Genomic DNA, 13,904 nt, shown 5'->3' with positions numbered 1-13,904 from the left:
TGCATTTCCCTGCCGGGCTACGCCCGGCGCACCTCGCGGTGCAGACTCTCCATCTTCCCGTCCAGATCGGCCGCGACATCCGCTGCCTCACGCAATCCGGCGAGCAGCTCGGCCGGGACATCCGCGTCGTACTTGTAATAGATCTTGTGCTCGAGGCTGGCCCAGAAATCCATCGCGACGGTGCGCAGCTGCACCTCGACGGTGACGGGCACCGGGCCGTCTGACAGGAAGACCGGGATCTCGATGATCGCGTGCAGGCTCTTGTAGCCGTTCGCCTTGGGGTTCGCGATGTAGTCCTTCACCGCGACGACGCGCACGTCGTCCTGTGCGGTGAGCGCGTCGAACACGCGATAGACGTCGCTCACGAACGAGCAGACGACGCGGATGCCGGCGATGTCGGTGATCGCGGCCCTGATCGCCGAGTACGACGGCGCGATGCCCTTCCGCGCCACCTTCTCGAGCACCGACTCGGTCGTCTTGAGCCGCGAGTTCACGTGCTCGATCGGGTTCTCGGCGTGCAGGGCCGAGAACTCCTCGCGCAGGATCGAGATCTTCGTCATGACCTCGTCGATGGCGAACTTGTACGGCATCATGAACCGCGCGAAGTCGTCGCGCAGCGCGTAGATCTCGCTCAGCGCGCTCTCGCCCAGCTGCTCGAACACCGCCTCGGTCGTCTCGGTGACGATGCGCTTGTCGGTGGGCTCGAGGGGGCCGAGGGGAACGACGTCGCTGGACACGTCATCGACCATATGGACGCAACTTGAGCGGATGCCGCGAGCGGGCCATGTCGTCGATGGCGATGCCTTCGTCTGCTGCGTCCATTCGGCGCTTCTGCGCCCGCTGCACCGGGCACAAAAGCGCCGAACGGGCACCAGGCGCGGCCGAACGGGCACGACACGCCGCCGAACGGGCGCAGTGTGTGCGGCGGCGAGCCCGCTAGCGCGCCTTCGCGGCCAGCTTCTCCTGCCCGGGCTTCACCGGGATCATGACCAGCAGGCCGATCAGCAGCACCAGCACGATGCCGATGATGCCGTAGATCTGGTGGCCGAACAGGTCGACGAAGAGCGCGAACGCCGTCGGGGCGAGGAAGGTCGCGGCACGGCCGGTCGTGGCATACAGCCCGAACACCTCGCCCTCTCGGCCTTCGGGAATCAGGCGGGCGAGGAAGGTGCGCGACGCCGACTGTGCGGGCCCGACGAACAGGCAGAGGATCAGGGCGAAGATCCAGAAGATCGTCGCGCCGCCCGTGTGCAGGAAGAAGATCAAGGATGCCGCCACAACGAGCCCGATCAGCGAGGTGATGATCACCGGCTTCGGCCCGACGCGGTCGTCGAGCGGGCCGGTGGCGATCGTCGAGATGCCGGCGACGATGTTCGCGGCGATCGCGAAGATGATGACCTCGCCGCTCGAGAAGCCGAAGGTGCCGGCGGCGAGTACGCCGCCGAAGGTGAAGACGCCGGTCAGGCCGTCGCGGAAGATCGCCGAGGCGAGCAGGAACCAGATGGTGTTGCGGCTGAGCTTCCACAGGTCGGTGATCGTGCGCCACAGGGTGACGTAGGCGCCGAAGAACGAGCGGCGCTCGCGAGCGATCTCCGTCGGCACGCGCGGCTCGTCGACGGCGACGAGCACGGGGATCGCGAATGCGGCGAACCACACCGTCGCGACGAGCATCGAGATGCGGATGTTCCAGCCGCCCTCCGTTGACACGTGCAGCGCCCCGCCGTCGCCGGAGATGAAGAGGATGTAGACGATCAGCAGCAGCACGATGCCACCGACGTAGCCGAGGCCCCAGCCGAGGCCCGAGACCCGGCCGATGGTCTTCGCCGTCGAGACCTGCGTGAGCATCGCGTTGTAGTTGACGGCCGCGAGCTCGTAGAAGATCGTGCCGACCGCGATCGCGATCAAGCCGAACCAGAGGAAGCCGGGCTCGGACTTCACGAAGACGGTCGCGAGCAGCGAGAGGGCGACGAGCCCTGAGAAGATCGCCAGCCATAGCTTGCGGCGGCCCGCTGCGTCCGACAGTTCCCCCGTCACCGGTGCGGTGAGCGCGACCAGCACGCCCGCGACGCCCAGCACCCAGCCCAGCAGCGCCGAGGTGTGGTCGGTGTCGCCGAAGCTCTTGCTCGTCAGATAGACGGTGAAGACGAAGGTCGTGGCGACCGCGTTGAAGGCGCTCGAACCCCAGTCCCACGCTCCCCACGCGAGGATCTTGCGGGTCGGGATCTTGAGGTCCTCAGGCGACGGTGCCACGGGCGACGCGGTGCTCACGTCGCACACCATAGTGTTTTCAGGTGGCCTTCGCGGAATGGGCCGGCATCGCCGCGCCGTACGACCGATCGTTCGGAGCGCTCTGCGCCTGCACGATCCCCGACCTGCTCGCCGAGCTTCGCCCCGAACTGGGGGCTCACACGCTTGCCCCGGAGCACGCGGAGCGTGCGTCTCGAAACCCGCTCCTGCTCGACGTCGGCACCGGCACGGGTTCGGTCGCCATCGCCGCGGCCGCGGCAGGCTGGCAGGTCGACGCATTCGATGCAGAGCAGTCGATGATCGACTTCGCTGCGCGGCGACCGGATGCCGCAGGCATCCGCTTCACCACCGCAAAGCTGCCCCACCTGCCCTACCCCGACGACGCATTCGACGCCGCCGCCGCGAACTTCGCCATCAACCACGTCGACCACCCGCGCGAGAGCCTCGCCGAGCTGCGCCGGGTGCTGAAGCCCGGCGGCCGCTTCGCCGCGACCGTGTGGCCGTGGGGCAAGGCGCCGAGCGCGACGGCGGTGCTGTGGCGCGAGATCCAGGACGAGACCGGCGCCTACCCGCCACCCGGCAATCGCCTGCCCGCCGACAGTGATTTCGATCGCAGCGAGGCCGGGCTCTCCGCGCTGTTCGCGGAATGCGGGTTCGTCGAGGTGCGCGCTCGCCGCCTCGAGTTCGAGTGGGCGATCGACGCCGACGACCTGTGGTCGGGTGTCGAGGCGGGCATCGCGTTGATCGGCTACGCGTATCGGGCGGCGGATGCCCCGACCAAACGCCGAATGAGAGAGGCGTACGACGCACGCACCCCCGCCTTCACCGGTGCGGACGGTCTGCTGCACTTTCCGCAGGCGGCGGTGCTCGCCGTCGGGGTGCGGCCGGGGCAGGCATCCGATCGCCCCCAGGCATCCGATAGTTAGCAAAGCTAAACTAATCACGATGTCAACCGCAGCCCTCGCACTCGCCTCATCGCCGCTGCGGCGCAACCTGGCCGTCGTCTCGATCCTGCTGTCGACCCTGATGGCCACGATCGACACGTCGATCGTCAACGTCGCGCTGCCTCAGCTGTCGAAGCAGCTGCACGTGGCGCCGTCCGAAACCGTCTGGGTCGCGACGGCGTTCCTGCTGGCGGTGGCCTGCGCGGTGCCGGCGACGAGTGCGCTCGGCGACCAGGTCGGCAGACGGCGGCTGTACCTGATCGGCGTTCCGGTCTTCACGCTCGCCTCGCTGGGGTGCGCGCTGTCGCCGACGCTCGCATGGCTTGTCGGGTTCCGAGTCGTGCAGGGGCTGGGGTCCGCCGTGATCCTCGCCGTGGCTCTGCCGCTGTTCCGCAACATCTTCCCGCCCGAGAAGCTGGGCCAGATCTTCGGCATCAACGCCATGACCGTCGCGCTCGGCACGTCGATCGGGCCGACGCTCGGCGGCGTCATCCTGCACGGGCTGAGCTGGCCGTGGCTGTTCCTCATCAACGTGCCGATCGGAGCGGTCGCGCTCCTGCTCGCGATCTTCTTCGTGCCCGGCCGCACGATGGAGCGGGGCGACTACGACTGGCCCGGCGCGCTGTTCGCCGCGATCGCGATCGCGTGCTTCCTGATCGGCGTACGGCAGCTCGCCGCGCTGTCGACGCTGTGGCAGGCCGTCGTGCTGCTGGTCGCGAGCGGAGTGTTCGCGTGGCTGTTCATCCGGCGCGAGCGGCGCGCGGTGCGGCCGCTGATTCCACTCGGCCTGTTCACGGGGGTCTTCAGCCTGACGGTCGGCACGGCGTGGGTGTCGTTCCTCGGGCAGGGCATCGCCTTCATCGCTCTGCCCTTCCTCTTCCAGAGCGCCTACGGGGCGACGCCGCTCGAATCGGCCCTGCTGTTCACGCCGTGGCCGCTCGTGATCGTGATCGTCGCGCCCCTGTCCGGCCACGTCGCCGACCGGGTGCGGCCCGCGTATCTCGCGGTCATCGGGCTCGTGATCCTGACGATCGGGCTCGCCATGTGCGCCCTGCTCGGCGCACACCCGCCGGTCTGGCTCGTGCTGGTCTCGACCGCCGTCTGCGGGCTCGGATTCGGCACCTTCCAGAGCCCGAACAACCGCGACATGATGTCAGCCGCGCCGCTGAAGTACGCGGCGTCGGCGTCGGCGGTGCTCAACACGAACCGGACGGTCGGGCAGTCGGCCGGCGCGGCCGCGGTCTCGATGGCGCTCGTGCTGTCGGGTGCCGCCGCGGGGTCGGTCGCAGAGCAGGCATCGGCCGCGACGGCGATCCTCTGGGTGGCGGTCGCTGCCGGAGTCGGTGCCGCGGTGCTGTCGGCGGTCAAGCTGCGCGCAACGGCTCCGGCCCCTGCTCCGTGAGCCGCGTGGCTGGCTGAAGAAGCAACCCCTCAGTAGCACTCTCCGTCGGCAAGAGATATGGCGCGACGGCTCCGTCTGCGGGGCTGAGAACCGCCACCCGAGCGCGGCCGTTGCGGCCACCCCTTCCCGCAGGTCACCGATTCGGTCAGCATCCCCCGGATTGCCGGCGTTTGACGTCGCGTCGCGCCGAATCGGTGACCTACGGAGAGTGCCCAGCAGGAGCATTCGGCGAGACGTGCAAGAGGCCGAGACGTGACGCGCCAGGATGAAGGCATGAGCGACGTCGGGATGCCGCACCACATCGAGCTGCGGACCGCGGATCTCACTGGCGCCGTCCAGAGCTGGGGATGGCTGCTCGGCCGACTCGGGTACGAGCCGTACCAAGAGTGGAGCGCCGGCCGCAGCTGGCGGCGGGGCCCGGTCTATGTCGTGCTCGAGTCAGCCCCGATAAGCGGGGCGCACGACCGGCGGACGCCCGGACTCAGCCACCTCGCGTTCCATGCCGGAAGCCGCCAGGACGTCGATGCCCTCTGGGCCGATGCGCCAGACCATGGCTGGTCCCAGCTCTATTCGGATCGGCATCCATGGGCCGGTGGCGCATCGCACTACGCGGCGTTCCTCGAGAACCACGAGCGGTTCAAGGTCGAGTTGGTGGCATCCGACGGCGGGGGTGTCCGCAGCACCTGACCAGATGGGTGTCTGACGGAGAGTCGCTTAGGGCCAACATCTCGACCGGCCCTACGTGAGGCGGCCGAGGCGGATCGCCGCCAGAGACACCGCGGCGACCGTCTCGTTGTCGGTGATCTCGCCGCGCCCGATCATCGCGAGCACCTCGCCGAGCGGAACGAATCGCACGGCCGAGATCCCTTCCTCGAGCTGGTGGTGTGAGGCATCCCCGGCACCGCGCAGGCCGCGCGCGAGGAAGATGTGCTCCGGCGCGAGAGCCGCGCCGTTGAGCGCGTATTGCGTTCCCAATTCGAGCCAATCGGATGCCTCGAGCCCGGTCTCTTCGAGCAGCTCGCGCTGTGCCGCGACCAGCGGCTCCTGCCCGTCGCTGCCACCGGCGGGCACTTCGAGCGAGGTGCCAACGGTGTACCGGTCGATCTCGATCAGAGCCACGCGATCGGACTCGTCGAGCGCCACGACGAACACGGCCGGCCGCAGTTCGACGACGCCGTAAATCCCCTGCGACCCGTCGGGGTGCACGACCTGGTCCTCGCGCACCCGGATCCACGGGTTTTCGTAGGCGGTGCGGGTGCTGAGCGTGGTCCAGGCCATGGGTTCAGGCTATGGCGCGAACCGGCGCGGAACGGGCCCGGCACCCCCCAATGGTGCCGGGCCCCAGGCATCCCCCCGATGCCCTGACTCAGTTCAGGCGAGCGCGGCTCACGCGAACGGGCGCACGACGAAGTCGTAGCTGCTGTACACGCTCGTGACGTGCACGCTGCTCGACCCGCGCGGCGGTGCGGCCTCGATCATCTTGCCGCCGCCGATGTAGATCGCCACGTGCGAGGTCGAGCCGCCGTGCGTGCCCCAGAAGATGAGGTCGCCGCGCTGCATCGAGCCGACCGACAGGCGGCCCTTGTAGGTGAAGCCGTTGCCTTTGTAGACGTTCTGCGAGCTGGTCGACATGCCGATGTCGATGCCGGCACCCGCCCAGAAGGCGTACTCGGTGAGGCCGGAGCAGTCGAAGCCCGCGCGGTTGTAGTCCTGGTAGCCGCTCGGGCTCACCGCACCGCTGCCGCAGGCCGCGCCGCCCTTGCCGCCGGCGCCCCACGAGTAGCTCCAGCCCTTCTTCGTCTCGGCGGTCGCCGCCGTAACGATGCGGTCGATCTTCTGCGCGCGCGTGCCCGCCGTCGAGCCCTTCGTCTTCGCCGGGTTGCCTGCGCTGCGCCCGTGACCGATCACGGCGCAGTTGTGCGAACTGGGTGCGCCCGTCGCGGTGCCGGTGCCGCCTGAGCTGCCGCCGGATGTCCCGCCCGAGGTTCCCCCGCCGGACGACGATGCGCCAGACGGCTGGTCGGAGTCGCACCGCGGCATGTTCGGCACGAAGCCGGAGTAACCGGTGCGCACGTAGTAGTCGGGAACGAACAGTCCGTCAGAGGTCTTGTCCCACACGGCGTCGCCGTACGCGTACTGGCCGTAGGCCTGGCACTGCACCTTGATCAGCGTGTTCTTGCCGTAGACCTTCACAGCTGCGGCGGAGACCTTCTTGGTCTTGCGCCCGTTGAGCGCGTCGGTCGTGACGAAGGCGGTGCCGGCCAGCGAGGTGCCGCACCGCGGCAGCCGCGGGTCGAAGCCGGAGTGGCCGGTCTTGACGTAGGCATCGGGAATCCATGCGCCCTTCGCGGTGCGATCCCAGATGGATGAGCCGTATGCCGCGCCGCCGGTGCGCTGGCAGGAGACGGTGACCGTGCTGCCGTTCGGGTACATGTTCTCGCGGGCGGTGACGGCTGAGAGCGACGGGCCGGAACGGCCGTTCAGTGTCGCCTTGACGGTGTACTGGTGCGAGCCCGTGGCGGCGTTCGCGGGAATGGCTGCGACGACGGCGGCCCCGACGAGCAGTTCCGCGACCACCACCGCTCCCGCGAGCAGCGCGGCTGAGCGGCGCTTCACGTTCATGGTTTCCCCATTCGGTCCGTGCGGGCCTGGGTGCCCGACGCCCACCATCGTTCAGCGCGCGGTCGCCGGTGGCGATGGGCAGAACTCACCGGGGAGGACTCCCCATGTTGGGGGACACGCGTCAGGCATCCGTGCCCCGCAAAAAACTCGCCAAAAAAAAACCCCAAAAAAACTTCGGCAGCCGCGTCACGATCCGTGGGGCCCCGGGTCTTCTCAATGCGAACGGAACAATCCGTCGCGAATCAGGAGGATTCAATGCTGAAGGGGTTCAAAGAGTTCCTCTCCCAGGGGAACGTCATCGACCTCGCGGTCGCCGTTGTCATCGGCACGGCTTTCACTGCACTCGTCACGGCGGTGGTCACGAAGATCATCAACCCGCTGATCAGTGCGGTGTTCAACGCGAACAGCCTCGACAAGGCTCTGGCGGTCGACATCCCGACCGTTTCAGGTGGCCATTCGACGCTGTACTTCGGCGCGGTGATCGGTGCGCTGGTCAACTTCGTGATCATCGCGGCGGTCGTGTACTTCGCCTTCGTGCTTCCGCTTCAGGCACTTATGAAGCGGCGCGCGGCGGCGGCTGAGACGGCGGAAGGGGCGCCGATTGGGCCTAGTGACATCGAGCTGCTGACGCAGATCCGCGACTTGCTCGCGGTGCGTACTGACTTCAGCGGCTCGCGTCACCGGGCCGACTGAGACCGGCCGACAAGGGGGTGCCCGAATCGACGACTGGGAACGCGTTCGGGCTTGGGCCGAGAGCGGCCGCCATGGGGGTGGCGGCCGCTCGTGTCTCCGAAATCTTTGCAAGGCCGCGGCGGCGGCATCCGATCGATCACGTAAGGGGAGCAGGAAATGAACGAGGTCATCGAACTCGACGAGCTGCGCGTGGCTCGTGCCCTGGCTGAGCAGAAGGCGCCGAGCGACTGGCGCGCATTCGTGGCGGCCGTCGCCCGCGACGTGGTCGAGCACCTGCCCGACGTCGTCGTGTGGAAGGCCGCACCCGGCCTGCTCAACGTCGCCGGCGGCACGCTGTCTGCGGCGGCGCTGAGCGGCGCACTCGTCGTGCAGCGCATCGACGGCGCGCTGTGCCTCATGGTGCGCCAGTGCGAAGAGGTGCTGATCGAGCTGCTCTCTGTGCGGCTCGCAGTCCCCCGCCCTTTGGTGACAACGTCCGTCTAGCGGCGCGTCACGCCGATCGCGTAGCGTACCTTCGGACTGTTTTGTCTACCCCCCACTGAACCGACCTTCTTATGACCGCACTACCCGAGAGCACCGATCCCGCAGAAAGCGGGCCCATCGGCGCGCCCGGGGCCGCGGGCGGCGCGGCCGCCGGCCCGAGCGACGCCGAGCTGCTCACCCGCGTTCGCAATGGCGACAAGCGGGCATACGGCGCCCTGTGGGACAGGCATCATCGCGCCGGCCTGCACGCGGCCCGCGCGATCACGACCGCGTTCGACGCCGACGACCTCGTCTCGGAGGCGTTCGTGCGCGTGCTCAAGGCGATCGAGCATGGCAATGGGCCGACGGCCGCGTTCCGGCCCTATCTCGTCACGACGATCCGCTCGGTCGCGGCACGCTGGGGCGCGCAGCCTTCGGAGCTCACGCCCGACGAGCTCGAGGTCGTCGACCCTGACTCGAGTGAGGAGGCGTTCGGCGAGCGCTTCGACCAGAGCCTCACGGTGCGCGCGTTCAACACGCTGCCGCAGCGCTGGCAGGAGGTGCTCTGGTACACCGAGGCAGAGCAGCTGCCCCCGCGCGAGGTCGCCGCGCTGATCGGCATCAAGCCGAACGCGGTGTCTGCCCTCGCGAAGCGAGCGAAGGAAGGCCTGCGCCACGCCTGGGTGCAGGCGCACATCTCGACTGTTCCGGCCGAGTCCGAGTGCCGCTGGTCGATCGACCGGCTGGCCGCGTCGACGCGCAAGTCGCTGCCGGCGCGCGAGCAGCAGCGCCTCGACGCCCACCTCGATGAGTGCGACCGCTGCCCGCTCGCCGCCGCCGAGATGGCCGAGGCGGGGCACCGCCTCGGCGCGCTGATCCTGATCGGCTTCCTGGGCGGGGGCGCTGCCACCGCCTACGCGGCGGTCATCAAGCCGGCTGCGGCGACGGCCGCGACCGTCGGCGCCGGCGCGCTGTGGCCGCCGTCGCGAGCTCAGATCCGCAACGGGGCGATCGGCACCGCGGGCGCGATCGCGCTCGCCGCTGCGGCCGTCGCGTTCGCCGCGACCGCCGGCGACGGCCCGACGAAGCCAGCGCCCGCCGCTGCGGCGGCCGCGCCGGCGGCCGGCGATGCGGGTTCCGGGTCGGGCTCGGGTGCTGGTGGCGGTTCCGAAGCGGGTTCGAGTTCACGTTCGAGGGATGCCTCGACCGGGCACACCGCGAAGAAGTCGGCCTCCCACAAGGGCGGCTCGAAAGCGTCGAGCGCGGCGGGTTCCACCAAGGGGAAGGCGCCGGCGCAGGCATCCCCTGGATCTTCGTCATCGGACTCGGGAACCTCGAGCGCGTCCTCCTCGTCGACGCCGGGAACTTCGACCGCTCCCGGCTCGTCGAGCGCGCCGGGGTCGTCGTCGAACCCGCCGTCGACCGGCACCTCGCAGCCGCCGACGAACTCGGACCCGGGTCAGTCGACCCCGCCGACCTCGGGCACGAACGACCCTCCGCCGACATCAGACCCGGGGCAAACGCAGCCTGTCGTGCTGCCTCCGATCGAGATCATGGGCTGTACCGTCGACAAGACCAACAGCATCATGACCCTGACCTGGCAATATGACGGGGCTGAGGTTCCAGGCCAGACGCCGGCTTTCGCGGTTAGTTCGTCCGGGGTCAGTCTCGGCGGCGCGGCCGTGTCGGTCTCCGGATTCACTGCGACGGTGACATTCGGGACGCTCGGAATCGGCACGTACACCGTGACGCCGGGCTCGACTCTCGGCACGGTGACAGGCGGTGCAGTGAACACTGCGTCGGTGTCGGGAATCTCCGTATCGCTGAGCCCGTTGCTGACCGTCACGGGTCTGAGCGACTGCAGTCTTGCGCGGCTGTAACGCAGCACCGAGGGGTGCCGTGATGGGGGTTTGCGCGAGGAAAACGCCGTTTCGGCACCCCTCGGCGAGCAACTCGTAGAGGTGAGCATCCAGATGCCGCTCTGCGCGCAGTTGCCAGGACGAGGCAGCCCCGCTTACCCCCAGGCGGAAGCCGGCGCCGCCACGATCGGCACGTTCACCGCGTGGAAGCGCGAGCCGTAGCCGTAGTGGCTACTCGCCCAGGGCGAGGCGATGATCGCCTGCTCGGTCACCGACGGTGCCGAGTTCGCCGCGAGAGCGTCGTGGATTCCCGCGAACAGCGAGCGATCCAGCTGCTTCGCGACATACGATGCGGCGATGCGCAGGTTGGCGTAGCGGCCGAACCCGCCGCCGCCGCCCGAGCCGAGGCCGTTGTTGAGCGGGTTGTTGCGCAGGTACCAGGTCTGCGGCGAGTTCTCGGAGTCCATCCACTGCAGGATCACGGTGACGTTGTTCTGGGTGACCGGCAGCGAGGCATCCTGCAGCACGAGCGCAGCCCAGTCGGCGTTCGTCACGCCGCCGACGGTGAGCGCGGGGGTGCCGTCGTCCTTCGTGACCGTCGAGACCTTGTACTCGGTCATGACCACGGGCACGCCGCCGACGTCGGAGTGCACGGTGTAGCTCTGCGACCGCGCGAGCAACTGGCTGGCATAGAGCGGGTGCGAGTTCACGGTCGCGGCATCCGCGGGAATCGCGACCATCGCGCTTCCGACGAGCAGCAGCGTCGCTGCTCCGGCCGCCGCCATGCGGCCGCGCGAGTGGGTTCGCTCGACGCGCCTGCGGCCTTTGCTCGTGCGCTTCGGGGCGGCGGCCGCCTGGCGGAGTGATCGGCGTGAGGGGTAGTCGGTCATGAATTCACAGGTGTGCGGTGACGGGGTAGACATCACGGCGGTTCCGGCGCGCCCTGATCGGGGGTAGGACGCACGACCCTGCGAGGGTAGCAAACGCGGCCTGGCGGTGACCAGTGAATGCAGGCGGCTCTAGATCCAGTTCTTCCGCTTGAAGACGAGATAGAGGATGCCTGCCGCGACGACCATGATGGCGGCGCTCGCGATGAACCCCGACCACGCGCCGTAGCCCGGGTACGGCACGTTCTGCCCGAAGAACCCGGTGACCGCGGTCGGCACCGCAATGATCGCGGCCCACGCGGTCAGCTTCTTCATGACGTTGTTCAGGCGCGAGTCCTGCAGCGAGAGGTTGGTCTCGAATAGCGCTGAGACCATGTCGCGCAGCGACTCGGTCCACTCCGTCACGCGCAGCACGTGGTCGTAGAGGTCGTCGTACGACGCGTCGAGCTCTGGCGTAGAGCCCGCGTCGCGGCGGTGCCGCAGCACGCCGTTGACCACCTCGCGCATCGGCAGCACGATGCGGCGCAGCTCGACGAGCTCTTTGCGCAGGCGGTACGTCGCGCGCTGCACTCTGGTGGCGAGCACCCGCTCGTCGAACAGCACGTCTTCGAGACCCTCCACCGCGTCGTCGAGCACCTGCACGGCGTCGAAGTGGCTGTCGACGACCGCATCGAGCAGTCCGTGCACCAGCGTGCCGACCCCGTAGCGCAGCAGGTCGGCGTTGTCGTTCCAGCGCTCGACGAGCCCCTCGATGTCGAACTCGGGGCTGCGCACGGTGATGAGCCCGCCCGGGAAGACGAACGCCGAGATCTTGTCGAGGCGCAGGCGCGCGGCGAGGTCCTCGTCGTCCGGTGTGTTCTCGGTGTCATAGGCCGCGGCATACACGGTGAAGAAAGTGTGCGACGCGTACCGCAGCGCCTTCGGCCGCTCGACGTGCGCGATGGCGTCTTCGACGGCGTTCGGGTCGAGCGAGAGCTCTTCGGCGAGCTTGTCGAGGTCGTGGTGATCCGGTGCGCACACGTCGACCCACATCAGGGTGTCGGCGCGCTCGAGGTGGTCCGAGATCTCCTCGAAGGGGAAGTCTCGCGCGACGATCCTGCCATCGCGGTCCCACACCAGCGAGCGAAGCGTCCCCATGCGCGCAACGCTACCGGGGTCAGATGCCGGCGGCGGCGATCAGGGATTCCGCCGCGGCGCGCGCGTGGCGTGCGGCATCCGTCGTGCCCGCGATCGCGGCCGTCGTCTGCGCGCCTTCCGCGAGAATCGCAAGCTGAGGGCCGAGGGATGCCGGGCCGCCGGCCGCCTTCACCAGGGAATCGACGTACTTCTGGAAGTCCGCCTTGTGCTCGCGCACCGTGTCGGCCACGCGGTGGTTCGCCGCACCGAGCTCACCGAACGCGTTGATGAAGCCGCAGCCGCGGAAGTCAGCGTCGCCGAACCAGTCGGCGAGGTAGTCGTAGACGGCCAGCAGCTTCGCGCGCGGCTCGGCGATCGAGTCGACCTTGGCGGTGACGCCGCTCGTCCACATGCTGTGGCGCTTGCCGAGCACGGCGACGATCAGCTCGTCTTTCGACGCGAACTCCTTGTAGAGCGCCCGCAGCGAAACCCCCGCCGCGTCGCGCACGGCGTCCATGCCGACCTGGCCGATGCCGCGGGCGTAGAACAGCCCGTCGGCGGCATCCACGATCGCCTCTCGCGTGCTCTGGCTGCCGTTCGTCTCGCTCATACCGATCAGTCTACTTGACAGTGAGAACGGTCGTTCTCTAAATTGGTCGGCAGACGCGAGAACGATCGTTCTCGCCAGACGGAAAGGGCTCGGATCATGAGCGGCAACCCGAAGAACATCTCCCTCGAACCGGCGGCGCAGGCATTCGTGGATGCCACCAGCGAGCCTCCGTTCCTGTACCAGCTCGCGCCAGAGGAGGGCCGGAAGGCCGTCGACGGCGTGCAGGACGAGCCGATCTTCAAGCCGGAGATCGATGAGGAATGGATCGAGATCCCCGGCGGCCCGAGCGGCACCGTCAAGGTGCGCATCGTGAAGCCGGCCGGTGCGACCGGCGTGCTGCCCGTCATCCTCTACACGCACGGCGCCGGCTGGGTCTTCGGCGATGCCCACACGCACGACCGCCTCGTGCGCGACCTCGCGGTCGGTGCGAACGCGGCCGTCGTCTTCCCCGAATACGACCGCTCGCCCGAGGTGCGCTACCCGCACGCCATCGAGCAGGTGTGGGCGACCGCCCAGTGGGTCGTCGACTCAGGCGCCGAGAAGAACCTCGACGGCTCGAAGCTCGCCGTCGCCGGCGACTCGGTCGGGGGCAACATGACCGCGGCACTCACACTGCTCGCCAAGGAGCGCGGCGGCATCGACATCGCGGGCCAGGTGCTGTTCTACCCGGTGACCGACGCGAACTTCGACACCGCCTCATACGAGGAGTTCGCCGAGGGCTACTTCCTCACCCGCGAGGGCATGAAGTGGTTCTGGGACCAGTACACGACGAGCGAGGCAGACCGGGCGCAGATCACGGCGTCGCCGCTGCGCGCGACGCTCGAGCAGCTCGCCGGCCTGCCGGCGGCGCTCGTGATCACCGGCGAGGCCGACGTGCTGCGCGACGAGGGCGAGGCGTATGCCGCGAAGCTGCGCCGCGCCGGCGTGCCCGTCACGGCGGTGCGCTACCAGGGCATCGTGCACGACTTCGTGATGGTCAACAGTCTGCACGACACCTTCGCCGCGAAGGCCGCGGTCGCCCAGGCGGTCGCCTTCCTGAAGGACGCGCTCGCCGCCTAGCCG

At 68.9% G+C, this 13,904-nt stretch carries 14 protein-coding genes; 7 read left to right on the top strand and 7 right to left on the bottom strand.

Annotated elements, in window-relative coordinates:
- Positions 1-17: 17 nt before the first annotated feature.
- Both ABD736_RS10220 and ABD736_RS10215 read right to left on the bottom strand, forming a co-directional pair.
- Complete coding sequence (locus ABD736_RS10220) at positions 18-593, bottom strand: GTP pyrophosphokinase (protein WP_425555027.1); 576 nt, start codon at positions 591-593, stop codon at positions 18-20.
- Positions 594-936: 343 nt separating this feature from the next.
- Positions 937-2,280, bottom strand: a complete 1,344-nt coding sequence (locus ABD736_RS10215) for an MFS transporter (protein WP_425555007.1) — start codon at positions 2,278-2,280, stop codon at positions 937-939.
- Between the two features lie 11 nt (positions 2,281-2,291).
- On the opposite strand from ABD736_RS10215, the gene ABD736_RS10210 reads away from it, so the two are divergent.
- The 3 genes from ABD736_RS10210 (at position 2,292) to ABD736_RS10200 (ending at position 5,280) form a co-directional block, all read left to right on the top strand.
- On the top strand, positions 2,292-3,173 hold the full coding sequence (locus ABD736_RS10210) for a class I SAM-dependent methyltransferase (protein ID WP_344791658.1): 882 nt from the start codon (positions 2,292-2,294) through the stop codon (positions 3,171-3,173).
- A gap of 19 nt (positions 3,174-3,192) precedes the next feature.
- Positions 3,193-4,593, top strand: coding sequence for an MFS transporter (locus tag ABD736_RS10205; RefSeq protein ID WP_344791657.1), 1,401 nt, complete (start codon positions 3,193-3,195; stop codon positions 4,591-4,593).
- 273 nt (positions 4,594-4,866) lie between these two features.
- Entirely contained in the window at positions 4,867-5,280 is a 414-nt protein-coding gene (locus tag ABD736_RS10200) for a VOC family protein (RefSeq protein WP_344791656.1), read from the top strand.
- A gap of 51 nt (positions 5,281-5,331) precedes the next feature.
- Here ABD736_RS10200 and ABD736_RS10195 read toward each other — a convergent pair whose 3' ends face one another.
- Both ABD736_RS10195 and ABD736_RS10190 read right to left on the bottom strand, forming a co-directional pair.
- On the bottom strand, positions 5,332-5,871 hold the full coding sequence (locus ABD736_RS10195; RefSeq protein WP_344791655.1) for an NUDIX domain-containing protein: 540 nt from the start codon (positions 5,869-5,871) through the stop codon (positions 5,332-5,334).
- 108 nt (positions 5,872-5,979) lie between these two features.
- A complete protein-coding gene (locus ABD736_RS10190) occupies positions 5,980-7,215 on the bottom strand; it encodes a C40 family peptidase (protein WP_344791654.1) in 1,236 nt (411 codons plus the stop codon).
- 255 nt (positions 7,216-7,470) lie between these two features.
- On the opposite strand from ABD736_RS10190, the gene mscL reads away from it, so the two are divergent.
- From mscL to ABD736_RS10175, 3 genes are all read left to right on the top strand, one after another.
- Positions 7,471-7,908: a large conductance mechanosensitive channel protein MscL gene (gene mscL / locus ABD736_RS10185; protein ID WP_344791653.1), complete on the top strand. Its 438-nt coding sequence runs from the start codon at positions 7,471-7,473 to the stop codon at positions 7,906-7,908.
- A gap of 156 nt (positions 7,909-8,064) precedes the next feature.
- Positions 8,065-8,391, top strand: coding sequence for a hypothetical protein (locus ABD736_RS10180; RefSeq protein WP_344791652.1), 327 nt, complete (start codon positions 8,065-8,067; stop codon positions 8,389-8,391).
- Positions 8,392-8,462: 71 nt separating this feature from the next.
- Positions 8,463-10,250, top strand: coding sequence for a sigma-70 family RNA polymerase sigma factor (locus tag ABD736_RS10175; protein WP_344791651.1), 1,788 nt, complete (start codon positions 8,463-8,465; stop codon positions 10,248-10,250).
- A 134-nt stretch (positions 10,251-10,384) separates the two neighbouring features.
- Here the strand turns inward: ABD736_RS10175 and ABD736_RS10170 are convergent, their stop codons facing one another.
- From ABD736_RS10170 to ABD736_RS10160, 3 genes are all read right to left on the bottom strand, one after another.
- A complete protein-coding gene (locus tag ABD736_RS10170) occupies positions 10,385-11,119 on the bottom strand; it encodes a hypothetical protein (RefSeq protein ID WP_344791650.1) in 735 nt (244 codons plus the stop codon).
- A 129-nt stretch (positions 11,120-11,248) separates the two neighbouring features.
- The gene (locus tag ABD736_RS10165) at positions 11,249-12,253 is read right to left on the bottom strand and encodes a magnesium transporter CorA family protein (RefSeq protein WP_344791649.1); all 1,005 of its coding nucleotides are present in this window, start codon (positions 12,251-12,253) and stop codon (positions 11,249-11,251) included.
- 19 nt (positions 12,254-12,272) lie between these two features.
- Positions 12,273-12,842 (bottom strand): TetR/AcrR family transcriptional regulator, encoded by a 570-nt coding sequence (locus tag ABD736_RS10160; protein ID WP_344791648.1) that lies wholly within the window; start codon positions 12,840-12,842, stop codon positions 12,273-12,275.
- A 96-nt stretch (positions 12,843-12,938) separates the two neighbouring features.
- Between ABD736_RS10160 and ABD736_RS10155 the strand changes: the two genes are divergently transcribed.
- Positions 12,939-13,901 carry an alpha/beta hydrolase gene (locus ABD736_RS10155; RefSeq protein WP_344791647.1) on the top strand — a complete coding sequence of 321 codons (963 nt, stop codon included), beginning with the start codon at positions 12,939-12,941 and terminating at the stop codon, positions 13,899-13,901.
- Positions 13,902-13,904 lie beyond the last annotated feature (3 nt).

The sequence above is a fragment of the Gryllotalpicola daejeonensis genome (assembly GCF_039538145.1).
GTDB lineage: Bacteria > Actinomycetota > Actinomycetes > Actinomycetales > Microbacteriaceae > Gryllotalpicola > Gryllotalpicola daejeonensis.
This window is presented reverse-complemented; position numbering and strand designations above follow the sequence as displayed.